The 25,240-nt window shown below is 60.2% G+C and carries 15 protein-coding genes, 1 tRNA gene and 2 pseudogenes; 5 read left to right on the top strand and 13 right to left on the bottom strand.

What is annotated here, in order from left to right:
- Nucleotides 1-50: 50 nt before the first annotated feature.
- Complete coding sequence (locus B7Z66_00390; protein ID OYV78065.1) at nucleotides 51-323, top strand: glutaredoxin 3; 273 nt, start codon at nucleotides 51-53, stop codon at nucleotides 321-323.
- A 48-nt stretch (nucleotides 324-371) separates the two neighbouring features.
- Here the strand turns inward: B7Z66_00390 and B7Z66_00385 are convergent, their stop codons facing one another.
- Nucleotides 372-1,379, bottom strand: coding sequence for a capsular biosynthesis protein CpsI (locus B7Z66_00385; GenBank protein OYV78064.1), 1,008 nt, complete (start codon nucleotides 1,377-1,379; stop codon nucleotides 372-374).
- 124 nt (nucleotides 1,380-1,503) lie between these two features.
- Entirely contained in the window at nucleotides 1,504-2,781 is a 1,278-nt protein-coding gene (locus B7Z66_00380; protein ID OYV78063.1) for a Vi polysaccharide biosynthesis protein VipA/TviB, read from the bottom strand.
- Between the two features lie 398 nt (nucleotides 2,782-3,179).
- Here B7Z66_00380 and B7Z66_00375 point away from each other — a divergent pair, with 398 nt between their 5' ends.
- The 3 genes and pseudogenes from B7Z66_00375 (at nucleotide 3,180) to B7Z66_00365 (ending at nucleotide 14,430) form a co-directional block, all read left to right on the top strand.
- Complete coding sequence (locus B7Z66_00375; protein ID OYV78062.1) at nucleotides 3,180-4,589, top strand: hypothetical protein; 1,410 nt, start codon at nucleotides 3,180-3,182, stop codon at nucleotides 4,587-4,589.
- A 1,028-nt stretch (nucleotides 4,590-5,617) separates the two neighbouring features.
- Nucleotides 5,618-14,263 (top strand): cyclic beta 1-2 glucan synthetase, encoded by an 8,646-nt coding sequence (locus B7Z66_00370; protein OYV78367.1) that lies wholly within the window; start codon nucleotides 5,618-5,620, stop codon nucleotides 14,261-14,263.
- Between the two features lie 17 nt (nucleotides 14,264-14,280).
- A pseudogene (locus B7Z66_00365) lies at nucleotides 14,281-14,430 on the top strand (hypothetical protein).
- Nucleotides 14,431-15,423: 993 nt separating this feature from the next.
- Here B7Z66_00365 and B7Z66_00360 read toward each other — a convergent pair.
- From B7Z66_00360 to B7Z66_00340, 5 genes are all read right to left on the bottom strand, one after another.
- A complete protein-coding gene (locus B7Z66_00360) occupies nucleotides 15,424-16,308 on the bottom strand; it encodes a hypothetical protein (GenBank protein ID OYV78061.1) in 885 nt (294 codons plus the stop codon).
- A 1,131-nt stretch (nucleotides 16,309-17,439) separates the two neighbouring features.
- Nucleotides 17,440-17,811, bottom strand: coding sequence for a hypothetical protein (locus B7Z66_00355; protein ID OYV78060.1), 372 nt, complete (start codon nucleotides 17,809-17,811; stop codon nucleotides 17,440-17,442).
- The gene (locus tag B7Z66_00350) at nucleotides 17,808-19,979 is read right to left on the bottom strand and encodes a catalase/peroxidase HPI (GenBank protein ID OYV78059.1); all 2,172 of its coding nucleotides are present in this window, start codon (nucleotides 19,977-19,979) and stop codon (nucleotides 17,808-17,810) included. Before B7Z66_00350 ends, B7Z66_00355 begins: the two co-directional genes overlap by 4 nt.
- 630 nt (nucleotides 19,980-20,609) lie before the next feature.
- The gene (locus B7Z66_00345; protein ID OYV78058.1) at nucleotides 20,610-20,912 is read right to left on the bottom strand and encodes a hypothetical protein; all 303 of its coding nucleotides are present in this window, start codon (nucleotides 20,910-20,912) and stop codon (nucleotides 20,610-20,612) included.
- A gap of 482 nt (nucleotides 20,913-21,394) precedes the next feature.
- Nucleotides 21,395-21,850, bottom strand: coding sequence for a hypothetical protein (locus B7Z66_00340; GenBank protein OYV78057.1), 456 nt, complete (start codon nucleotides 21,848-21,850; stop codon nucleotides 21,395-21,397).
- A 731-nt stretch (nucleotides 21,851-22,581) separates the two neighbouring features.
- Here B7Z66_00340 and B7Z66_00335 point away from each other — a divergent pair.
- Nucleotides 22,582-23,241: pseudogene (locus tag B7Z66_00335) on the top strand (hypothetical protein).
- Nucleotides 23,242-23,277: 36 nt separating this feature from the next.
- Here the strand turns inward: B7Z66_00335 and B7Z66_00330 are convergent.
- The 6 genes from B7Z66_00330 to B7Z66_00305 all read right to left on the bottom strand — a co-directional run bounded on the left by B7Z66_00330 (nucleotide 23,278) and on the right by B7Z66_00305 (nucleotide 25,203).
- Nucleotides 23,278-23,433 (bottom strand): DUF3309 domain-containing protein, encoded by a 156-nt coding sequence (locus B7Z66_00330; protein ID OYV78056.1) that lies wholly within the window; start codon nucleotides 23,431-23,433, stop codon nucleotides 23,278-23,280.
- A gap of 99 nt (nucleotides 23,434-23,532) precedes the next feature.
- Nucleotides 23,533-23,685, bottom strand: coding sequence for a hypothetical protein (locus tag B7Z66_00325; GenBank protein OYV78055.1), 153 nt, complete (start codon nucleotides 23,683-23,685; stop codon nucleotides 23,533-23,535).
- 77 nt (nucleotides 23,686-23,762) lie between these two features.
- Nucleotides 23,763-23,963: a hypothetical protein gene (locus B7Z66_00320; GenBank protein ID OYV78054.1), complete on the bottom strand. Its 201-nt coding sequence runs from the start codon at nucleotides 23,961-23,963 to the stop codon at nucleotides 23,763-23,765.
- A gap of 102 nt (nucleotides 23,964-24,065) precedes the next feature.
- Complete coding sequence (locus B7Z66_00315) at nucleotides 24,066-24,230, bottom strand: DUF1328 domain-containing protein (GenBank protein OYV78053.1); 165 nt, start codon at nucleotides 24,228-24,230, stop codon at nucleotides 24,066-24,068.
- Nucleotides 24,231-24,568: 338 nt separating this feature from the next.
- Nucleotides 24,569-25,030, bottom strand: coding sequence for a hypothetical protein (locus B7Z66_00310; GenBank protein OYV78052.1), 462 nt, complete (start codon nucleotides 25,028-25,030; stop codon nucleotides 24,569-24,571).
- Between the two features lie 98 nt (nucleotides 25,031-25,128).
- Nucleotides 25,129-25,203, bottom strand: a tRNA-Val gene (locus B7Z66_00305).
- Nucleotides 25,204-25,240: the final 37 nt, after the last annotated feature.

The raw sequence follows: 25,240 nt of genomic DNA, 5'->3' as shown, positions 1-25,240 counted from the left end.
GATCGGGCCGGAGCGCGCGGCCGCGCCGGTGATACAGGAGGGTCGTAACGATGCCGGAAGTCGTGATGTATTGCACCGCGCGATGCGGTTACTGTCGTTTTGCCGACGCCTTGTTGAGTGCCAAGGGGGTCAGTGCGACCAAGATATGGGTGGACCGGGAGCCGGAACGCTATGATGAGATGGTGCAGCGCGCCCGGCGCAGTACCGTACCGCAGATCTTCATCGGAGAACGACACATCGGCGGCTATACGGATCTCGCCGCGCTGGAGTCCGCCGGCGAGTTGGATGTGCTGCTCGCCGGGAGTGGACCTGCCCCCGTGTAACGACGTGGCGGGTTGAATGGGCCGAGGGGCGGCCTTCCCGCGATCCCGTCAGACCTTGTAAAAGGATCGATACCAGTCGACGAAGCGGGCCACCCCCACCTCGACCGGTGTGCCCGGGCGGTAGCCTACGTCGCGTTCCAGATCCTCCACGTCGGCGTAGGTATCCGGGACGTCCCCCGGCTGCAAGGGCAGCAGGTTCTTCTCCGCGGTTCGGCCCAGACACTGCTCGAGGACCCCGATGTAGCGCATGAGTTCAACGGTCTGATTGTTGCCGATGTTGTAGAGCCGGTAGGGGCCCATACTGCTGGCGGAGTCGGGCTCGTCCCCGGACCAGTCCGGGTTTGCCGAGGGGATCCGGTCCAATACCCGTATGACGCCCTCGACGATATCGTCGATATATGTGAAGTCCCGGCGATGTTTGCCGTAATTGAATACGTCGATGGGTTCCCCGGCCAGGATGTGCCGCGTGAAGAGGAACAACGCCATATCGGGTCGTCCCCAAGGTCCGTAGACCGTGAAAAAGCGCAGGCCGGTGGTGGGCGTCCCGTACAGGTGGCTGTAGGTGTGCGCCATCAGTTCGTTGGCCTTCTTGGTCGCCGCGTACAGGCTCACCGGGTGGTCCACGTTATGGTGGACCGAGAACGGCATCCGGGTGTTGGCGCCGTAGACCGAACTGCTGGATGCGTAGACCAGGTGCTCGACGTCGTGGTGCCGGCAACCCTCCAATATATTCGTGAACCCCACCACATTCGTTTCTATGTAGGAGTGCGGGTTGGTGATGGAATAACGCACGCCGGCCTGCGCGGCCAAATTGACCACACGATCCGGCTTGTGACGCGCGAAGGCTTCCGCGACGTCGGCCCGGTTTGCAAGATCTATCTTGAGTTCCGTATAACCGGAATGTGCCTTGTTGCGTGCCAGCCGGGCCAGCTTCAGGTTTACGTCGTAGTAGTCGTTGAGGTTATCGAGCCCAATGACCTCGTCGCCGCGTTCCAACAGGCGCAGGGAGAGGGACGAGCCGATGAAGCCTGCCGAACCGGTTACGAGTACTTTCATTTCAACTCCAGGATGATTTTCGTATGGGTCCAGGCGCTAGCCCAAGGTGCCGGTCGTTGCTTGCGTCCCGCGCTTTGGCCGGGCGATGGGAGCGTTGATCGGCCTGCAAGCGTGAAACACCAGCCTAGAGGCGTGCGTCGACTGCATCCCGCGGGAGCATGCCTTTCACGTCGAACAGAACCATGTCCGGCTTACCGAATTGGCGCAGCCGTTCCACACCCATTTCCAGGAACTGCCGGTGCCCCACGGCGAGAATGACGGCGTCGTACTTGCCGGGAGTCGGCGCCGTCACAAGATCGATGGCGTATTCGTGCCGGGCCTCGGCCGCATCCACCCAGGGATCGTATACGTCCAGGTTGGCATGGTAGCTGCGGAATTCCTCCAGCATGTCGGTCACGCGCGTATTGCGCAGATCGGGGCAGTTCTCCTTGAAGGCGAGCCCCAACACCAGGATGTTGGCGCCGACCACGTGGATCCGCCGGTGCGTCAGCAGTTTCACCACACGCTCCGCCACGTGGGCCCCCATCCCGTCGTTGATACGCCGGCCGGCCAGGATGATTTCCGGGTGATACCCCAGTTCCTGCGCCTTGTGGGTGAGGTAATAGGGGTCCACGCCGATACAGTGCCCGCCTACCAAGCCGGGGCGGAAGGGCAGAAAATTCCACTTGGTGCCCGCGGCCTCCAGTACTTCCAGTGTATCGATGCCGAGCCGGTGGCAGATCAGTGCAAGCTCGTTAATGAGCGCGATATTCACGTCGCGTTGGGTGTTCTCAATTACCTTGGCGGCCTCTGCCACGCGGATGCTGCTGGCGCGGTGGGTTCCGGCGGGAATGATTCGGCGGTATAGCGCGTCTATAAAGTCGGCGGCCTGCGGGGTGGAGCCGGAAGTGACCTTCAGGATTGACGTGACCCGGTGCTCCTTGTCGCCTGGATTGATCCGCTCGGGGCTGTAGCCGACGAAGAAATCCCGGTTATAAACTAGGCCGGATTCAGCTTCCATGATCGGGACGCACACCTCCTCGGTAGCGCCCGGATATACCGTGGACTCAAAGACGACCACGTCGCCTTGGGCAAGCACTAGGCCGATGGTGCGGCTGGCGGCTTCCAAGGGGCTGAGATCGGGGCGTTTGTGCCGGTCGATGGGGGTCGGGACAGTGACGATATAGACGTTGCAGGAGACGAGATCCTTGCCCAGGGAGGTGAAGGTAAGGTGGCGTGCGGACGCCAGTTCCTCGGCATTTGCCTCCAGGGTGCGGTCTCGGCCGGCCTTCAGCTCTTCCACCCGGTCGGGTTTGATATCAAAGCCCACCGTGGGGAACTGTTTCCCGAACTCCACGGCCAGCGGCAGTCCGACATATCCCAATCCGATTACAGCGATACGACTGTTTTCAAGGTCAAACATAGTGGTTCTCACCGTGGTGTGGATGCACCGGCCAAGGCGCCCGAGGACCCCCGGTCGGGGCTCTCCATGCGGTCGGCGGCCGCAGGCCGCCGAGTTGCGCCGCCTGTCGCGGGACCCGGGTAGTCTACCGGAGTCGCGAGGCCGGGGCGATAGTCGCCCCCTGCCGGGTAACGTTGTCACACTCGTTTCGCCGGCCTATAGTAGGCTTCCCGGCGGGTCGAAAGAACCAGAATCCCGGCCCCTGGCGTTCCCGGAGACCACCTCAAACGCAATCTATACTGCGCTGCGTGGGGCGAGCTCGGTCGTTCCGTATTGACCATGACGCCGTGAACAACCCAATTCAACCAAGATGTTTCCGACCGTCGCCTAACGCGGGGATGGGCTGATCCGGGGGGCTCGTGGGCTCAATCCGTTTGTTCAGACACTACGTACGGGTGCCGCTCATACTGTTGGGCGTGGTGGAGGCCGTGGTCTTCGCGACGTCGGTCTATGTCGGCGCCTATATCCGTTTCTTCCCGAACCTGAACGAAATCGATGCCAGCATTGGCTCGTTGATCCCCCGCTCGGTGATCTATGCGGCGGTCATGGTGTTGAGCCTCTCGGCGGTGGGCCTGTATCACGGCCGTTTCCGCGAGGGGCTGCTGGGTGTCCTACTGCGCATTCTCGTCGGCTTCGCGCTTGGGCTGGTGCTCCTGATCCTGCTCTTCTATGTGTTTCCGGACCGGTTCTTTCTCGGTCGCGGCGCGCTTGGGTTGAGTACCGTCATCGCCCTGGCGGGGATCATCGTCACCCGGGGGCTCTTCTTTACCACGGTGATGGACCAGGGCGCTCTCAAGCGCCAGGTGCTGGTGCTGGGGGCGGGGTCCAAGGCCGCTTCCATCACGCGACTGCGCCGTCGGGTCGACAAACGCGGCTTCAACCTGGTGGGCTTCGTCCATGTCGAGGGCGAACAGGATGTAGTGCCTCCGGACCAAGTGGTCCGGCCGGATGTGCCGCTGGTGGAGTTTGCCACGCAACACCAGGTGGATGAGATCGTCGTGGCGGTGGACGACCGGCGTAGAGGTTTTCCACTCCACGAACTGCTGGATTGTCGGCTCAGCGGTCTCGACGTGGTCGACATCCTCACGTTTTTTGAGCGCGAGACGGGCAAGGTACGCATCGATCTGCTCAATCCGAGCTGGCTGGTATTCTCCGATGGCTTCCAGCAAAGCGCGATCCGCGAGATATCCAAGCGGCTATTCGACATTGTGGCGAGCGCTTCCATATTTGCGATCACTTGGCCGGTGATGGCCTTTGCGGCTGCCGTCATTCTTATCGAGAGTCGGGGTCGTGGCACGGTACTCTATCGGCAGGCGCGCGTTGGCCAGGACGGGAGGTCGTTTCAGGTACTGAAGTTCCGCAGCATGCGTATGGATGCGGAGGCGGATGGGCGAGCCCGCTGGGCGCAGACCAACGACGCTCGCGTCACGCGTGTGGGAACCATCCTGAGGCACTATCGTATCGACGAACTTCCTCAGATCCTCAACGTCCTGCGTGGCGATATGAGCTTTGTGGGGCCGCGGCCTGAACGCCCGCAGTTCGTGACGGAGTTTACCGAAAAGCTGCCATATTATTCGGAACGACACCGTGTGAAGCCGGGGATCACCGGATGGGCCCAGCTCTGCTATCCCTATGGGGCATCGGAACGGGCCGCGACCGAGAAGTTGCAGTACGACCTGTATTACGTGAAGAACCACAGCTTGCTGCTGGATTTGGTAATTCTGCTGCAGACCGCGGAGGTGGTGCTGTTCGGGAAGGGTGCCCGGTAGGCCCGCTGGGGCCGCGCTCGGTATCTGTCCGTCCGCGTCGGGGGCTACGACGGGGGAAGGTGGTGGGCGATGTAGGGGTTGAGTCTGCGACCCCTGCCGTGTGAAACACCATATCGCTCGATGCACCGTCAGAATCCAATCTCAATGTCCGAAAATTGTCCCTAAAGTTTGTTGACGCGGCTCTGCGCTGTTCTTTCCGGAGACCAAGAGGCGCATCGCGGCGTCCTTCAATTTCGACCCGGCGCAGGCGCTGTGCCTGAGGGACCCGCATTAAACAAGCGACCCGGTCGAACGGGATCACCTCATCGAGGTTGGGTCGGACTGACGTCTCCCTTCGTTCCTCAACGTCTGTGTGGAGAGATTCTTCACCCGCTTGAGCGATGAGCTGATGCATGACGCCGATTCTTCCGACCGGGAGGCGGCAAGATCGGCGGCATTTTTTTGACTACATCGAGCTGTCTTGCCACCGACAGCGCATCCATCAGACCCAGGACTATGCCGCTCCGGTACGCCATGAAGAGCAGGCTCGCGTGCCTTAACCAGCTATCCGCGGAGGAGGTGCCCATCGTTGACGATCGCCACGATCGCCACGATCGCCACGATCGCCGATAGCTTTGTGATGACCTGGATGACCAGGGGAATCGCTAAAATGAGATCCACGCGGCGATTTTCCGGCTGCCGGATCGTGGGCCATTCCATGCTCCGTGGGCGACGGACAACCCCTTTTTTTTGCAAGACAATGCCGGGACATCATCGGGCAGGCCCCGTCGGATCTGACTGCGATGTTACCGAACATTTTTGTCGAGATGACCTATCTACCTGTCAAAACAGCGTAAGATCATTGTGATCGACAGCTAACGGCTCGATAGTCGGAAGGGGTGAAGTATGTGTTTGCGCTCAATACCGTTCAGGATGCTGGCGCCGCGCGGGCCACCCCGAGTTCCTGCGAGGAAAGTGTCATAGGAATCAGAGAGTTCGCATTTTCGGCGCGCGCGCGGAATGCACCGCGTACCGACCGGGATACGGAGTTGCTGCGCTCGGAGCTGTTCAGCATCGAGCAATTGAAGCGTCACGCGGTAACGCTGGCCGGCCAGCATAGAATCGATCCACGTCCGGGGCCGGACCGGTTGCTGCCACGACTGGCAGACAATGCGCGCGTGTTGCTGACAGCGTATAACGTCGTGACGGCTGCCGCGACGCCGGGGCAACGGATCGTACCGGCAGAGGCTTGGTTGCTCGATAATTTCTATCTGATCGAGCAGCAGATCAGTCTGGCGCGTCGACATCTGCCGCGTGGGTACAGTCGCCAGCTACCGCGACTGGCGGATGGCCCGTCCGCCGGGTTCCCCCGTATCTACGACCTGGCGTTGGAATCGATCTCCCATATGGACGGTCGTGTCGACAGCGATAACGCCACCCAATTCGTCGCCGCCTACCAGACCGTTGAACCGCTGAAACTCGGGGAATTGTGGGCATTCCCGATCATGCTGCAGTTAGCGTTGCTGGAGAATCTGCGCCGCGTGGGCTTGCGTATCGCCCATCGGCGCGAGGAGCGCGACACGGCCATTATCTGGGCAGACCGCATGCTCGCGACGGCCGAACGGGAACCGAAACAGCTAATCCGCCTGCTGGCCGAGTTCGCCAACGCCGACGTTCCGCTGACCGCGCCGTTTGTGGAGGAATTTTACACAAGACTCCAGACGCAGGGGTCCGCCCTGGCGTTCGTGCAAACCTGGGTCGAACAAAAACTGCTCGAGCAAGGGGTGACCGCAACGCAGTTGTCGGAGGCGGCCGGTCGCACGGCCGCGACTAACCAGATCTCCATCGCGAACAGTATCGGGAGTCTGCGTTTCATCGGCGCAATGGATTGGAGGATTTACGTCGAGTCGCTCAGTGTCGTCGAACAGGTGTTGCGCAAAGACCCGATGGGGATGCACTCCGGTCAGGATTTCGCTACCCGCGACCGCTACCGGCATGTAATCGAAGACGTGGCGCGGCGTAGTTCCTGCAGTGAGTTGGCGGTGGCGCACGCAGCCATTGCGCTCGCGCAGACTGCTGCAGAACGATTGAGTACCAGCGACCGGACCGCGCACGTTGGATATTTCCTGATCGATCGCGGACGCCACCTGCTGGAGCGTGCGGTCGGCTGCCGTTTGTCGTGGAAATCGCTAGTCACTAGGGCGAGCCGGCATTTCCGCTTGTTACTTTACGTCGGCCCCATCCTGTTGCTCGCCGCATTAGCGACAGCGGTCGTGCTTTCCCCTTTCGGCGGATTCGCCCCGAATGACTGGCGGTACTGGTTTTTCGCGGTCACCGGCACAATCGCCGTATCGGCACTGGCCGTCTCGCTAGTGAACTTGGGGGTCACGCTGGTCTTGGCGCCGCGCGCGTTACCACGATTGGATTTTTCGCAGGGCATTCCATTCGTTCACCGCACCATGGTGATTGTCCCGACCCTGCTGAGCGGGCCGCAAGAGATCGAGGACCTTTTCGAAGCCCTGGAGATCCGCTATCTCGGGAATCGAGATCCCAATCTGTTCTTCGCTTTGCTAACGGATTTCGGTGACGCGAGCGAGCAAACCCTACCGAACGATGACGCGTTGCTTGCCCGCGCGCGCACAGCGGTCCATGCGCTCAACGAGACCTACCGTGATGACCGCCCGTGCATTTTCTACCTGTTTCATAGGCCACGGGTGTGGAATCCAGTCGAACGGGTGTGGATGGGTTATGAACGCAAGCGCGGCAAACTGGAGCAGTTCAATGCCTTGTTGCGGGGCGCGGGGCGAACGGCATTCTCGGATATCGTCGGTGATGTGTCCATCCTCGGTTCGATCCAGTACGCCATCACCCTGGATACCGACACGCAACTGCCGCGCGACACCGCACGTACACTGATAGGTAACCTCGCGCACCCGCTCAATCGGCCGGTATACGATTCCAACCAGGGGCGCATCGTCGAAGGTTATGCGATCCTGCAACCACGCGCGTCGATCAGCCTAACCAGCGCAGGCCAGTCACGGTTTACTCAATTGTTTGCAGGCGAGTCGGGCATCGATCCGTACACGCGCGAAATATCGGATGTTTACCAGGACGTTTTCGGGGAGGGTTCGTTTATCGGCAAGGGCATCTACGATGTGGACGCCTTTCGTCAGGCCGTCGATGGACGCTTTCCGGAGAATCTCATTCTCAGTCACGATCTACTGGAAAGCGGGTATGCGCGTGCGGCGTTGGTGACTGATGTCGACGTCATTGAAGAATATCCGGCTAGTTATGCCATGGAAGCGAGCCGGCGACACCGGTGGATACGCGGCGATTGGCAGCTTTCCGGCTGGCTGCTCCCGCGCGTCCCCGGACCGGCCGCACCAACGCGAGCAAATGGGCCCAACGGACGGAAGGCGCGGCGCCAACAGAACCCACTCAGCGCCTTGTCGGTGTGGAAGATCTTCGACAACCTTCGGCGCAGCCTCGTGCCGCCGTCGCTGCTGGCTGTGCTCGTGGGTGGTTGGCTGCTGGGTCCGGGACCGGGGTGGTTCTGGTCCCTGCTGGTCGCGGGTGTGGTGTTCCTGCCCACCCTGCTGGGAACCTTGATCAGTCTTGTCTGCAAGCCCCAAGAACGCGATTGGATCGTGCACCTGATCCAGACCGGAAAATCCGCGAGCCGTGCAACCCCGGTCGCTTTTTTGACATTGGTCATGTTGCCGTATGACACCCTGATCTGCCTGGATGCGATCCTGCGCTCGGGCGTTCGGATGCTGTTCACGCGACGCGGATTATTACTCTGGCAGCTGCGCGCCTATGCGCGTCGCAACGCGCGCCGTACGCTGCCCGATTTTTGGCGGGAGATGTGGATCGCTCCGGTGCTGGCGGTTGTGCTGGCCATTGCTCTGGAGCAAACCCGCGCAGCGGGCTGGTTCTTCTGGGCGCCGGTTCTGTTGCTGTGGCTGCTGTCGCCCGTCGTGGGCTGGTGGATCAGTACGCCACTACGGCCGCCCGTTGCGGATTTGAATGTCGAGCAACGAACATTCCTGCGGATGTCGGCCAGGCGCACGTGGCGTTTCTTCGTGGATTTCGTGAGTCCCCAGGATAATTGGTTGCCCCCCGATAACTTCCAGGAATACCCGGCTCCGGTCATCGCCTCGCGCACCTCACCCACCAACATAGGCATGGCGCTGTTGGCGGACTTGGCTGCCTACGATTTCGGGTACATTTGCGCCGGTGAATTCCTGCAGCTGATTGGCAACACCGTGGTTACGATGGAAAAGCTGGAGCGCTATCGTGGCCATTTTTACAATTGGTACGACACCCGCACGCTGCAACCGCTGCACCCCCAATATGTCTCTTCGGTGGATAGTGGCAACCTGGCCGGCAGCTTGCTCACCTTGCAGGCCGGCCTGGTCGAGTTGAAAGATCAGCCGGTGCTGTCCGCGTGTGCGTTTCAGGGGTTGCAGGACACCTTGCAGGTGCTTGCTGACCACATGCCCGCGTTACCCGTCCCTGATCTTGCGGGCAAGATCAGACTTCTGCAGGACACCCTACGTCCACTGACACTGAACGGGCAGCCACCGGCACTAGTGACAGCGAAAAACCTGCTGGAGGGGATCCACCGTACTGGCGGGGGATTGGTTGCATGGCTGCCGGCGGATATCGGTATCGACGGCGAACTGTATTACTGGGCGCAGGCATTCGACCGGCAATCCCGTGCGTTGCGTGACGACCTTGAATTCCTGGTGCCTGGATCCGATCCGGGGGTGTGGCATTTCAACAGCATCCCGACACTGGCGGAATTGGCCAGAGATGGCGCAGTTGACTCGCGAGCGCGGTCGTCAGTCGGGGCGGCCGCGGTGGTGGGGCCACGGTATAAGGGCGCGGTGGAGCGGATCAGGATCATTGACGATCTGGTGGATCGTTGCCGCGAACTTGCGGTGATGGATTTCGAGTTCCTCTACGATACATCGCGTGGATTACTGAGAATCGGCTACGATGTGGGCGAACGTCGGCGTGATCCGTCGTGCTACGACCTGCTTGCATCCGAAGCCCGCCTAGCCAGCTTTCTGCTCATCGCGCAGGGCCAGATACCGCAGAAGCATTGGTTTGCACTTGGCCGCCTGTTGACCAGTCATGGCGGTCACGTGAGCTTGATTTCGTGGAGCGGTTCGATGTTCGAGTACCTCATGCCAAGGCTGATCATGCCGAGTTACGCGAATACCCTGTTGGAGCAGACCTGTATGGCTGCGGTGTCCCGCCAGATCGAGTACGGCCGGCAACGCGCAGTGCCCTGGGGCATTTCCGAGTCCTGTTATAACGCAATCGATATGCATCAGGTCTATCAATATCGGGCGTTCGGTGTGCCCGGACTGGGCCTCAAGCGCGGGTTGGGAGATGACCTGGTTGTCGCCCCGTACGCCAGCGCATTGGCGCTTACGGCGATGCCACTGGAGGCGTGTCGCAACCTGCAAACGTTGGCTGCCGATGGTTTTCTTGGCAGGTATGGCTTTTACGAGGCAGTCGATTATACGCCATCGCGTGTGCCACGGGGCAAGAGTCATTCTATCGTGCGTGCGTTCATGGCGCATCATCAGGGCATGAGTCTGTTGGCCTTCGCACATGTATTGCTCAACTGCCCGATGCAACGTCGATTCATGTCCGACCCACTCGCACGCGCGACGGAATTGTTGCTGCAGGAACGGGTGCCAAAGATGGGCGCAACGCTACATCCGCACGCCGCAGAAGTGAACGCCGCCGCGCGCCCTCCCGTCGCAGAGGCAGGTGCGGTCATGCGCGTGTTTACCGACCCGAGCACGCCGATGCCGGAAGTTCATCTGTTGTCCAACGGCAGGTATCACGTCATGGTGACGAGCGCCGGTGGCGGTTACAGTCGCTGGCGCGACTTGGCCGTGACGCGCTGGCGCGAGGATGCCACTTCCGATAGCTCGGGCACATTCATTTACTTGCGCGACCGCGACACAGGGCGGGTTTGGTCAACCGCGTATCAGCCGACACTGCGCAAGGCCGATCACTACGAGGCGATTTTCGTGCAGGGGCGCGCCGAATACCGGCGACGTGATTGGGCGATCGAAGCGCACACCGAGATCAGCGTTTCACCCGAAGACGACGTCGAGACCCGCCGTGTAACGCTAACCAACCTGTCGCCCAATATACGTCATATCGAAGTAATCAGTTATGCGGAGGTGGTGTTGGCGCCGTTGAATGCGGACCTGGCCCATCGTGCGTTCAGCAACCTGTTCGTGCAAACTGAAATCCTGCCCGATCGGCAGGCGATCCTCTGTACGCGGCGCCGCCGCACACCGGGAGAGCTGGTGCCGTGGATGTTTCACCTGTTGGCGGCGCCTGGGGCTACCGCCGACGAGCCGACTTATGAAACCGATCGCGCAAAATTCATCGGGCGGGGCCGAACGGCGGCCAACCCGCTGGTGCTGGATAACGGTGACCGCCCCCGTAAGTCATCGGTGCAGTTATCAAACACCGATGGTCCGGTGCTTGATCCCATCGTGGCAATCCGGCGCACCATCAGCTTGTCACCAGACGAATCGGCGACCGTGCAGATCATCTCCGGTGTCGCAGATACGCGTGACGCAGCGTTGGCTGTGCTGGAGAAGTATTGTGACCGGCACTTCGTTGAACGTGCCTTCGAAATGGCTTTGTTCCAAAGTCAGGAGGTGCTACGCCACCTCAACGCAACCGAAGCCGATGCACAGGTCTATGGTCGCCTAGCCACCTCGGTCGTGTACGCCAGCGCCTTGCGTCGTGCCGCGCCCAGCGTCATTGCCCGCAACCAGCTCGGTCCGCCCGGGTTATGGCGCTTTGCCATCTCGGGCGATCTGCCGATTGTTTTGATACGCATCGGAGATCTGACCCGCATCGACCTGGTAAGGCAGGCGCTGCAAGCCCATGCCTATTGGCGCGTGAAGGGTCTGGCTGCGGATCTGGTGATCCTGAACGAGGATTTCTCCGGTTATCGGGCACTTTTACAAGACCAGATCATGGGGCTGATCAACGCCGGCCCTGCAGCGCAATTTATCGACAAACCGGGTGGGGTCTTCGTGCGCCGCGCTGAAGAGCTTTCCGAGGAGGATCGGGTCCTGTTCCAGACGGTCGCCCGCGTTGTGCTCACCGATACGGCCGAGACCTTGACCGAGCAGGTAGAGCGCCGGGTGCCGGTGGAGCGTCTACCGGGCCGTCTGGAGCCATCGCTGCAACCGGCAGCGGAGCCGGCGCATCCCTTGCCGGGGCGCGAACGCATTTTCACTAACGGAATGGGCGGCTTCACGCCCGACGGTCGCGAATACATCATCACTCTCGAGCCGGGGCAGACAACGCCGGCGCCGTGGGCCAATGTCATCGCCAGCCCGCACATCGGCACCGTCATAAGCGAAAGCGGCGGTGCCTATACCTGGGTGGAGAACGCGCATGAGTTCCGCCTGACCACTTGGCACAATGACCCGCTGAGCGATAGCACCGGCGAAGCACTCTATATCCGTGACGAGGAAACGGGCGCATTCTGGTCGCCGACACCGTTGCCGGCCCGCGGCCAATCAGGCTACGTGTGCCGGCACGGGTTCGGATACAGCGTGTTCGAACATTATCAATCCGACATTTCCTCGGAAATGCACACCTACGTCGCGATGGACGCACCGGTGAAGTTCGTGGTTGTAAAGCTGCGCAATCATTCCAGGCGTCCGCGTCGATTATCGGTGACCGGGTATTGGGAGTTGGTGCTCGGTGAATGGCGACACGCCAATCTGATGCATATCGTTACCGAAACGGATCCGCACAGCGGGGCGCTGTATGCGCGCAATGCTTACGGGCGTGAATGCGCCAATCGGGTCGTCTTTGTGCAGGTCAGCGAGCGCGAGCGTACGGTGACCGGAAGCCGCACAGAGTTCATTGGCCGTAACGGCGCGTTGGCCGACCCCGCGGCCATGCACCGAACGCGTTTGTCGGGAAGGACCGGTGCGGGCCTTGATCCGTGCGCCGCGCTACAGACCCGGATCGAACTGGCCGACGGACAAGAACGCGAGATCGTGTTTGTACTCGGCGCGGGTCGTAATCGCGACGAAGCGCAGCATTTCATTCAACGCTTCGGCGAACCGGCTCGCGCGCGGCAGGCATTGGACGCAGTGTGGGAGCACTGGAACCGTACCCTGGGCACGGTACATGTGGAGACGCCCGATCCCGCTTTGGATGTGTTGGTCAACGGCTGGTTGGTCTATCAGACGCTATCGTGCCGGCTGTGGGGACGCAGCGGCTATTACCAGTCCGGCGGCGCCTACGGTTTCCGTGACCAATTGCAGGACACCATGGCCCTAATACATGCGACGCCGTGGCTGGCCCGCGAGCAGTTGATTCGTTGCGCTGAACGCCAGTTCCTCCAGGGCGACGTGCAGCACTGGTGGCATCCACCCAATGGACAAGGCGTGCGTACCCATTTCTCCGATGACTATCTGTGGCTGCCATATGCGACCCTTCGTTATGTGCTGGCGACTGGCGATACGGGCATACTCGACGAGGTGATCCATTTCCTGGAGGGCCGCGAGCTGAATTCGGAAGAGGAGGCGTACTACGACCTGCCGCAACGTTCAACCGAAGCGGCAAGCCTCTACGAACATTGTGTGCGCGCCATCAAACATGGCCTACGCTTTGGCGTGCATCAGTTGCCACTGATGGGTTGCGGAGACTGGAACGATGGCATGAATCTCGTAGGCCGTCATGGCAAGGGCGAGAGCGTTTGGCTGGCGTGGTTCCTGTGCCAGAACCTTCAACAATTTGCGGGACTGGCGCGCGGCCGGGACGATGAGGCCTTTGCCGAACTCTGCACGGCTCAAGCCGCGCTGCTGCACGACAACATCGAGGCCAATGCCTGGGATGGCGGCTGGTATCGGCGGGCGTATTTTGATGATGGCACGCCCTTGGGTTCATCCGCCAATGACGAATGCAAAATCGATTCGCTCAGCCAGAGTTGGGCGGTCATTTCGGGATGTGGCGATCCCGTACGAGCCCGCCACGCGATGGAGGCGGTGGACAAACACCTGGTGCGACGCGATGCGCAGTTGGTCCAACTGCTTGCTCCGCCATTCGATACATCAGACCTCGAGCCAGGTTATATCAAGGGCTACGTGCCCGGTGTGCGTGAGAACGGCGGACAATATACCCACGCGGCGATCTGGGCCGCGATGGCATATGCGATGATGGGTGATAGCGAACGAGCGTGGGAACTGTTCGCCATGCTCAATCCCATCCATCACGGTAGTGGGTCAGCGGAGATAGAGCACTACAAGGTCGAGCCCTACGTCATGTGCGCGGATATCTACGGTGCGCCGCCACACACCAGCCGCGGCGGTTGGACTTGGTACACCGGGGCGGCAGGCTGGATGTACCGGTTGACCATGGAAACACTGCTGGGTCTGCAGCTGGAGGTGGACCATCTGCGCATTACACCGCGCATACCGGCCCATTGGGCGACGTATATGATTCACTACAGATATCGCGAGACGGTCTACCATATCACAGTCAAGCGCGTCGGTGAAAATCCGGAGCAGTTAATCGGTGTGACAGTAGATGGAATCGAACACCCCGGCGAGAGGATTCCGCTGACCGACGACCGCCGGGATCACGTGGTTGAAGTGAGAATAACGGCGCTTCCCGCAGTCCCCTGAGTTCCAAGGAGATAAACATGAACATGACCTTAAGCATCGCCCCGCTGGCTTCGTTGATCGCTGGCGTGCTCATTCTGACGGTGCCGCGCCTGCTGAACTACATCGTCGCAATATATTTGATTGTTATCGGCTTGGTCGGCCTGTTCGGAGCGGGGGGTTTTCACATCCGGGGAGTGGGCGGTCATTTTACCGGGTCGCGGACATCCAACTATAGGCGACGGGGTGCCGTCGTTGCCGGGGTCAGTTTGATCTGCCTCAGTCTCACTGCTTTGACGAGGCTGGAGACCCACTCAAGGTGCGAGTCAGGGAGCCTAAAAGCGGTGACGCGAGCGCGCGCAGGCGTTCCCAGCCGAGTTCTGCGGCGTTGGCGGTGGGCGGATGGAAGACCCCATGGCGCGTCTCCGGGACGACGACGGATCCCATCGAGGGCAGGTTGGTTAACGCCCGGCGCAATTCCCTACAGGGAATATCTGCGTTGCCTGTGACCAGGCATATTCATGCATTTGTGGTTGGTGCCCCGTGACATTTCCGCGCGCCCTGGGCGTTTGTTGAAAACAACCCGACGAAGTACCCTAATATTGCTTTCTTGGCATAGCGTCGGATGAGAGATTTCATCTCGCCATTGAGCGCCCCGGGTAGATGGCAAACCAGAACGGACCCCTCATGCTGGCTGCCGAGGCCGCATTGATGCTCTGGCGTTGTCCGGATACATAGACCACCGGCGTCTGGCCCACCGGCGCCCAGGCCGTGCCTTGCACGCGGTCGGCGCGTAAGCGGGATTCGTCCAGAAATGGATCTCCGTGCCCTCGCGTCTGGCCCGGGCAACCAGCGCCGGATAGGTCTCGCGATACCAGCGTTCGATCGCTTGCGGGTCGCCAGCGCTTTGATGCCACGGACGCGGCCGCGTGCCGCCTTCAACCAGCGATAGATCCCGCAACGATGAAACCCATAGCTGGCAATGACCGCGCTCCACCGCCATCTTCCGGGTCTTTTCCAGCGTGCGTGCGTCCGTCTCGCTTCATGCAAGGTTCGGTCAGCATCACACCAGCAAGCTCACAGAATGTTGTCTATATTACTGATCTCTGAGTAAGTAAATGCCATTCGGGTCAGACCCAGTTTATTTGAGCCCTGGGGCCCACCTCTTACCTTCTTGTTTTATCTCAACCCTGCAGACGTCGACTAAATACGAGTCCGACGAATCCGATTCCCAGAAGACCCAATGTGGGGGGCTCGGGAACGGTCGGAACACTACCACTACCACTACCACTACCATTACCATTACCATTACCACTGTAACCGCTGAAGCCGCCGCTGCCGAAATCGGTGTGCCCAGTGCCGATACTGCCGGCGCCGGTGCAATTGTTGGAGATGGTGTTGGTATCCATTGTAACCGCGGCATTTAGCGCTATGGCCCTACCGCACGGAATTTCTGCGGTGGTATTCAGGGTGATGCTCTGATCCGCGAGGATATTACCCGCGAACAGCGTGCTGGTACCCAGAGTCGCGGAACTGCCAATCTGCCAAAACACACCGTTATTTGCAGCGCCATTGATCACGTTGACAACCGAGCTGCTTGCAGTCGTGAGCGCGCTCCCTACTTGAAACACGAAGAGTGCGTCTGGATTATTTTGGGCGTTGAGTGTGAGCGTGCCAGTCAGTTGAGCCGACGAATCAAACTTATAGACGCCTGGCACGAGCGTACCCACCGTGCCCAGATCCTGGCCAGTCAAATTGCTAGTGAACGGCAGACTAGAAAGGGTGTTATACGCAGTGAGTGCATCAATCTGCGCCTGCTGTGCGACCGCATCAGTTTGGTGTACCGCACCTGTGAGCGTGATGCTCCCTGGACCAGTGATCGAAGTACCCGGGTAGAGACCGAGATCTCCATTGATGGTGGTCGAGCCGGTATTGGTAACCGTCGAGGCGCCCAGTACCGCGAAACTTTGTGCCGACCCCAGTATTGGCGTCGCCAATGCAGGGGGAGCGCCGCAAAGCATTCCGATCGCTGCCAATGGCAGGACCGGCAAGTATTTAAGTGTTTTCATTTTATTTGCTCCTAAAGGAAGTGGCTGAAACCTTTGATATGGGCTGGGGCTCGGTATTCCGTCCGGTAGGGTAGAGATGGAAGTCGACTGGGGTCGGGCACATCAAGATCTTTCGGGTAGCTGTGCCATCGAGTGGATGAAATCGCCTAGCAGGGCGGCTACCTGTATTTGACGCTGGCAGCAGTAACGGCACACGCTGTACTCGCCATTGGGTCCCGGGTGGAAGGTAATTCCGTTCGGGGGCATCATGGCCTTATCTCTCGGCCACTCATTCATTGCGCTTATGTGGCAGAGCTTTTCTGATTGCTATGTTACGATGAAGAAAGTAACGTTTTCTGTTCGGTACCGTACATCCCGGAAAAGGCCGGGCGATAGACTGATAAGTGAGGAAGAATACGGATGTTTCCCACGAAAAGCTGTTTCGTGCGCGGCTATCTGGCCATCCCGCCAGTCGAACTGCCCAGAAATCCTGCCCTGCTGGCCGGCTGTCAGCGTAGGATTGGGTTCAAGAATCATTGCCCCTGTATTGAAGAAGTTCTGCGCGGCTAGACAGGATGGTGGCACGCGCTACCGCTGCACCCAACGCGTGACCGGCTTCCTCGGAGCATACCGTGGCATCGATTAGGCGGAACGGCGAATCCCATCGGTAAGCATGAAGCCCACCATTCAGCACCAGGGCGACGGCGGTCACAATGGTCTCAGCGACATGGGTGCCGGCCAGAGCGGTGTTCAGAAGGGCCGGTGCGCAGTATGGGTTGGGGGGATGGCACCAAATACCTGGTTGAATAGAGCTATCAGGGCGTTGGGTGGATAGCACCGGTGCTGGGCGTCGAGGCCGTGCCAGGCTTTGAGGAGTTGCAGGTATTCCAAGTGCCGGACGGCGCCGGTGATGCCGACGTCCCCATTGACTTCCTCCCGTAATCTTGTCCAGCACCCATCGAGGCGATGGAATCGCGTTGGCCTTAAAATGGTGAATCAGGAAGCCATCGAGTGTTTCGTTACCTCCAGCTCGTCGCTCACCTCACGCGTGATCCACCTCCTGCGCCAGGCGGTCATAGTGGGCGGTGTCGGTCGTCGGGGCCTCATTGAGGGTCCGGGACGTCTCCACCCGCGGCGGGCCACTGCCCTGGGTCAGGCGCGCCAGCACCTCTTCAGCACCCGCTCGACGCTGGGAGTCCCGGACTCCATCACCAGCTCGACGGCTACCAGTACCGCTTCCAGACCGAATGCCGGTACAGCCGGCCAGCACCCCCGCACCATCACCCGGTCACCGCCCTCACGGCGCAGCAGGGTGCGTTGCAGCTGGCGTAGCGGCGTCGGTAGATCGGCAAACGGGGCGCCGTTGCGCAGTACCCCGGGCTTGCGCTCGGCCAACAGGATATAATGGCGCCAGTCGCAGTGGGTCTGATCGCGCCCGAACAGCTGCGGGTGGCTCGCCACGACGGCGTCCCCGCACACCACATCGATACGCTCTGATGAGTAAGACCTATCTTCCAAGATCACGCAAGGTCGAAGCGATCCAGGTTCATCACCTTGTTCCAGGCCGCCACAAAGTCACACACGAACGCGTATTGAGAGTCGCTACACGCGTAGGTTTCCGCAATGGCTCGAAGTTGGGAGTTCGAGCCGAAGATCAGATCGACGCGGGTGCCGGTCCATTTGACTTCGCCAGTCTCGCGGTCGCGCCCTTCGAACACGTCCTCGGCGTCAGAAGCGGGTTCCCACGCCGTACCCATATCGAGCAGGTTGACGAAGAAGTCGTTGGTGAGTGTCCCCGGCCGCGTGGTGAAGACCCCGTGTCTGGACTGACCGAGATTCGCATTCAGCGCGCGCATACCGCCGACCAGCACCGTCATCTCGGGCGCGGTGAGCGTGAGCAGCTGCGCCTTGTCGAGCAGCAGCTCCTCGGCCGACACGGAGTACTTGCCCTTCTGGTAGTTGCGGAAGCCATCGGCGATAGGTTCGAGCACGGTGAAGGAGTCCACGTCGGTCCGTTTCTGCGCGGCATCCATGCGGCCCGGCGTAAACGGTACCGTCATGGCGTAGTCCGCTTTCTTTGCCGCCTCTTCGACACCGGCGCAGCCGGCCAGCACGATTAGATCGGCCATTGAGACCTTCTTGCCGCCAGCGTTGAACTTACTCTGGATGGCTTCGAGCCTTCCAAGCACGTTGGTCAGTAACTTGGGCTGGTTGGCTTCCCAGTCCTTCTGCGGCGCAAGGCGAATTCGCGCGCCGTTGGCGCCGCCACGCTTGTCGGTGCCGCGGAACGTGGACGCCGAGGCCCAGGCGGTGGAGACCAGTTCCGAAACCGTCAGTCCGGATGCCAATACTTTAGCCTTGAGCGCGGCGACGTCCTGGTCGTCTATCAAGGGATGATCGACGGCGGGGATAGGGTCCTGCCAGAGGAAGTCTTCCATGGGCACTTCCGCACCGAGGTAGCGCGATTTAGGACCCATGTCGCGGTGGGTCAGCTTGAACCAGGCGCGGGCGAAGGCGTCGGCGAATTCGTCTGGGTTCTGGTGGAAGCGCCGTGCGATCGGTTCATAGATCGGATCCATGCGCATCGCCATGTCCGCTTCGGTCATGATGATAGGCACTTTTTTCGAGGCGTCGTGCGCGGCCGGGGCCGTGTTGTCGTCGGTCGCCTGTTTCGGCGTCCACTGATGCGCGCCCGCGGGGCTCTTGGAGAGCACCCAGTCGTAGCCGAACAGCATGTCGAGATAGCTCATGTCCCACTTCGCCGGCGTCGGCGTCCACGAGCCTTCGAGGCCGCTGCCGATCTGATCGTTGCCCTTGCCCGTGCCGAAGCTACTCTTCCAGCCCAAGCCCTGCTGCTCGATCGGGGCGGCTTCGGGTTCGAGCCCCACGTGGGTCGTAGGCCCAGCACCGTGGCATTTCCCAAAGGTATGACCGCCGCAGGTGAGCGCAACCGTCTCTTCGTCGTTCATCGCCATACGCGCGAAGGTCTCTCGCACCAGGCGGCCGGTTTCGAGCGTATCGGGTTGGCCGCCGGGGCCTTCCGGGTTGACGTAGATCAGACCCATCTGCACGGCGGCAAGTGGATTTTCGAGGTCGCGTTCGCCGGAAAAGCGCGCCTTGTCGTCCAGCCATTTCTTCTCGTTGCCCCAGTAGACGTCGATCTCCGGTGCCCAGATGTCCTCGCGTCCGCCGGCGAAACCAAAGGTCTTGAAGCCCATGGATTCCATCGCGACGTTGCCCGCGAGAATGATGAGGTCGGCCCAGGAAATTTTCTTGCCGTATTTTTGTTTGATCGGCCACAGCAGCCGGCGGGCCTTGTCGAGGTTGACGTTATCGGGCCAACTGTTGATGGGGGCGAAACGCTGATTGCCGTGGCCTGCGCCGCCGCGGCCGTCACCGGTGCGGTAGGTGCCTGCGCTGTGCCAAGCCATGCGGATGAAGAAGGGTCCATAATGACCGTAGTCCGCCGGCCACCACTCTTGCGAGTCGGTCATCACGGCGGTGAGGTCCTTCTTCACCGCAGCGAGGTCGAGGGTCTTGAATTCCTCGGCGTAGTTGAAGTCTTTGTCCATCGGGCTGCACTCGGGGGTATGCTGATGCAGGATTTCAAGGCGCAACTGGTTCGGCCACCAATCGTGGTTTGATGTCCCGCTCCCGGCTTTGTGTACAAACGGGCATTTGTTGTCAGACATGGTTATCTCCCCTGGTTAATTGAATGCACGGTCGAGTTTGAAGTCTCGCAACTGATGAGCAGATCGAATGTGTTTTAGCAACCTGACCAAACGTTTAGTGCTATTTGTGTGCCAGATCGGATTGATTGGACACGGTTTTACACCTCAGGCCGCCTTAAGCATGACATACGCCTTACGGGCTTCGACGCGTGACAGGAAGCCCAGTGTCTAACGACGCCGATGGCGATTGTAGCGATCCTTAGAACGCGGTGACCGCGGCCCATACTTCCTCAACGTTCTGGAAGACGCGACCGTGAATGGCCTGTTCCTTCAGGGTCCGGTTGAAGCGCTCAGCGACGCTGTTGCCAACCTACAACCCTTGACACCGCAGGAAGCCCGTTGGCGTGCGCAGGCCCTGGGCTGCAAGGCCGCAAAGCGGTTACCGATCTTCACTGCATGGATGCCGATGCGGCAGGCATCGAAATGATTCATGGCCGGAAACACCCATGACCCAGCCCTTGCTCGCTGATCTCGATGCGGATGCCGTCGGTGCCCCGCATGGCGTTAGGGCGATCCGTGGTGCTCGTGCCGTCGAGCCGCGTTGGGCTGCCCTGCGGCCGGCGATGCGCCGAAAGCAGGGGTTCTCGCGCATCAGCCGCAGCACGCGGCTGGGTCCAACGCGAAGGTCGTGCGGCATGGGCAGTCGCGCCCAGACCTTGCAGTGCCCCTCGCAGGCGAACGGCGAGGGGCCAGCTCGCCCCGGATGGCACCTAGGACAGCGCCATCCGAGGTCTTGGGCTTGGGCCCGCGCTGGGGCGGCAAGAACGGCACGACCCGGGCCGCCGCCTCCCGCGACCGCTGACCGTAGAGCGTCGAACGGGGCAGGTCGAGCGCCCTGCAGACCCGCTCCAGGCCGTAGAGCTTGCCCGTGCCTGGGGAGGTCTTGCGGCCCATCGCGACGACCTCCAGCGGGCCAAACGGCGTTTAGCCCAACGTAACTTTTGCAGAGCCTCGACATCCGTGTCCAGTTCACCGAAGCGCCGTTTGGTGTCGTCGAGCTGGCGCTCGATCGGATCGTTCTCGCGTTCCTTGAGGCCCGCGTCGATGCCCGCCAGCGCCCGGTCGCGTCAGCGCTCGAGCTTGAATACCGACACCGACAGACACCTCAAGCGAGATGGCGTCGACCGGTTCCCCGTGAAGCAGGCGAAGCACCACCTCTCGCTTGCGTTCCGCCGACCACCACTTCACATCGGCGGTTGCGCCAGGTTCGCCTTCCGGGGACTACCCGCCTCGTAGTTTGCACTTCGCTGGAGGCCAGCGTGGGTGCGAACCGCGCCACCAGGATTCTGGGTCGCGCCCGACCTAACTTGTGGCCCGGCCAGCGAGGTCAGAAAACCGACGCGATTGCTCACCGGCGCAGCTTCACCGTGGAGGTCCTATTTGTCCCTGCTGATGGTGAACTTGCTAACGCTGATGCCAAGGTCAATACCTTTCCCTGAACCTGCCAGCGCCAGCGAGACCGTGCCCTTGGTCAGGACTTGTGCGGAGCCTGATTCCATTAGTCCGGCGTTGGCCTCCCCTTGTATGTACGAGCCCAATACGTCGTTAATGTTATGAACGTCGGTGAAGGTTCCAACGCCATTATTGATGCGTGACTTGCCAGCGGTGAGGCCCACGCCTTGCGAGGTGATCTTCACATTCATGGAAGTTCCGTTGGCGCAAGTCACCAAGCCGGTGCCCACCATGTGCTTGTAGATGGCCGACCAACTAGTGGTGTTGAAGTGCATTTTGCAGTCGATCTTGGCCTCGGAGGCCGATGCGTACTGAGGAATCATCGCGCTGGCAGCAAACACGGTCAGCAGGCCCAGTATCGGTAGGTGACGCTTTTCCATGGTGTTATCTCCTTGGTAGTGACGGTGGACTTCTTAGGTTCGCTATGGCTTGAATGTTAATTGCGTTGACTCCATTAGGGTGGCCCTCAGTTGAGAGGATTTAAAAAGTCACGATGCTCACAGCAGAGCGTTGGCGCCCTTGTGCGCCCACTGTTCTCTGGATTGGGAGGAGCGTTGGATTTGAACTGTCGGAGCGCATTCATCCCAGACCTGCTCCGACACGCGAATGCTGCTGACTTCCTGCGTCGCCCCTGCACTGCAGGAAGTCTGGTCGTATGTCCATGACGACTGTTTGGAGCGCGTTCCCCGTGCCGATAGTCACGAAGTCGCCTGCTTCCTGACGCACACGCAATCCGTCACCGTGGAGCAATCCGGATCGCCGCGAGTCATTACGTCGGTGCTAACGCGTCGCTAAAATCTTTGGTGGAGAATACGCTTGCCGCGATGGCGTGTCTGTGCGCTGACGCACCAAGACTGCGCCTAGCGGGATCGCAGCAGCGAACCTGCAATCAGGTCGCGCCGATGGTCCCACCATGCAGTCAGCGTTCAAAGGTGTATTGCGGGAGCCATGCTCCTGTTAGGGGAATGAGCGTCGAGTGGGCTTTCCCAGCGCTGGCGACAACACAGCAGGCGCGCAAGAACTTAACTGTCAATGTATTCAACGGTCAAATTTATTAACCAGTTAAAAACCAGGAATGTGTATATGCCCGCAGTGTCCGCGCTGAAAAGGAATCCGATTCGTGCGATGCTGCCTGAACCAGAATTGGCGCGCTAGAATACCGTGCCTGAAGCCGGTCGAGATGCTTCTGGGCCGAGTGCCCTACGAACCCGGCAGTTACGTGACCCACGTCTATCCGCCGGCCACCTGGCTTGGCTCGCTGCTGTATGTTAAGGAGAACGGCGCCGCAGCGGGGAGATCACCGTGGTGGGCGACGACGGCGTCGTCGGAATCTCGTCGTTCATTGGTGGCAATTCGACTGCCGTCCTGGGGTCTCGACTGCCGTCCTGGGGTCGTGCAAAGCGCTGGCGTGGGCTTCCGAATCAACGCCCTTGTTGGTACTGGAGGTCAGCCGTGGTGGTCCCACCGTGCGTCACTGCTGCTGCGTTACACGCAGGCGCTGATCACCCAAATGGGGCAGACAGCTGTATGCAGCCGACACCACTCGCTGGATCAGCAGTTATGCCGTTAGCTGTTGTTGGGCCTTGATCGGCTGCAGTCCAACAACTTGGTGATGACCCAGGAATTGATCACTGACATACTCGGTGTGCGTCGCGAGGCGGTGACCGAACCTGCGCGCGTATCGCGGCTGATTGGGTTGATCAAATACCAGAATGACCACATCACCGTAGTGGGTCGGTCCGGACTTAATCGGCGCGTATGCGAGTGCTACGCGGCATTCCTGCGACCAATGCAGCACAGCATCGACTCAGATGCGGCCCATGAGCAGCAGGATGATTACGATGATCAAAACAATGCCCAATCCACCGCTGGGACCATAGCCCCAGCTTCTGCTGTGTGGCCAGCTCGGAATTGAACCGATCAAAAATATAATCAAAACAATCAGTAATATCATGCCTAGCATTGGTTTCCTCCATGCGCAATGGGCGGTGACGCAGGTGGACTGCCGCTATGCGCGGATCGATTGACGGGAATTCAACGGGGTCGCTGCAGTGTGCGCGGATCAGGCATGCAGAGCGCCCGTGCCAAAGATTCCGATGAGCCCAATGGTGATCAGATAGATCGCGACGATGTAATTGAGCAGTCGCGGCATGAGCAGAATCAGTACACCAGCAATCAGTGAAACCAGTGGCCCAATGCTCAGATGCAGGTTCATGATTGTGTTTCCCTTTGATCACGCGATGGTGAATCTCGCCAGTTCGCGGGTCTGTAATCGACCCGCCTTGCGTCTGTTCACCGCAGCGAGCGCTCGAATGCGGCAACCTGGGCGTCGGCCATCTCCTTGGCGATCCCATAGCGCTCTTGCACTTTGCCCACCAAATATTCACGATGGCCGTCCTTCTGGCTAAGGTCGTCGTCGGTGAGCTTGCTCCACTGCGTCTTTAGCTTGCCGTGCAGTTGTAACCACTTGCCTTTGATGATGTCGTTATTCATTTGTGCTCCTCCAAATTGGGCGGTACGGGGAAGAGCCGGACTTCATCTGCACGCAGCCTATCTTGCCGAACATAAATAGCGTTTGCGTCAAGCTCGCCAGCGTCAATTTCGACCGGTCCGGCTGTAAATTAACGAGACGAAAAACAGCACCAGAAACACGACGAATAGGATCTTGGCAATTCCAACTGCAGCACCGGCGACACCAGTAAAGCCAAGAATCCCGGCGGCCAGCGCGATGACCAGAAATATTACTGCGTAATTCAACATGGGGTCGCTCCTGTAACGGTGATCGCATGGCACCAGGCAGCCATGGTGGCGGGGTGGACAGATCATGCCATACCACGGCCAGCGTTGAACCGGTCGAATATGCATCAGCCGGAAGAATTCTGTGGCTGACTCATGCGCCGCCAGATTAGATGCCACGATCGGCTAAGTTTGAGGGGATTTTATCCATCCGATAGCGTGCAGTCGGTGCGCTGACGTACAAAGCAACCGCGTGCTCTCGGTGACACGAGAGGCGATGCACCCGTGGTTTTTCTGATTGTGATCCGGGGGTACCGCTGAGTCATACAGCGGGGCGTCTTTGACTGTTTGGTGCGCCACGTTTACGTAGGCGGGTTGTGGACGTGGACACCCCATTCCTTTCGGGCCACTTCGAATACATGGCCAAGAATCATCAGATCTCTTTTGACGGTTGCTGAAGAGACCTGCTGCAGCCGTTTGTCCCGATAGCGGGCCATGATGTCGATCCCGCGAATGCCGGCGACAATTCGCTGGGCAAGGGGATGTCTCATGTGGGTGCGCAGGCAGTTTGTTTCGGGTACGACACCTTTCTTCAAAGGCGTGACTTCCGCCAGGTAGCGTTCCAGCAGTTCCTTGAGTGTGGTGGACTCGGCCTCGGCGCGGGAGATGGACGCGCCTTTGTCCATCTCGACGTCAATGGCGCGTGCCCACCGCTCGGCCAGGGTACGGGTTTCAAAGGCCTTGGTCCGCAGTGGCTGGCCCTTTTTCCTGACCTGTGCCTGCCACTGGAAAGCGCCGCGTTTTCGGAAGGTTGCCACTGCCACACCCCGTTCATTCGCGAACGAGTGTGACAACAGTGTGACAAATAATCAGTTAGTAACCCATACAGAGGGTGTAGTGGTCTCCAACTGCTTGATTTGTTTGGTGGGCGATGCAGGGTTCGAACCTGCGACCCCTGCCGTGTGAAGGCAGTGCTCTCCCGCTGAGCTAATCGCCCGTGCCAGGGCGTGATTGTAGGGCCCTGGCACGGGCCC

This window comes from Chromatiales bacterium 21-64-14 (assembly GCA_002255365.1).
Classification (GTDB): Bacteria; Pseudomonadota; Gammaproteobacteria; order 21-64-14; family 21-64-14; genus 21-64-14.
Note: the sequence above shows the minus strand (reverse complement) of the source record. Positions and strands in the feature narration are given on the sequence as shown.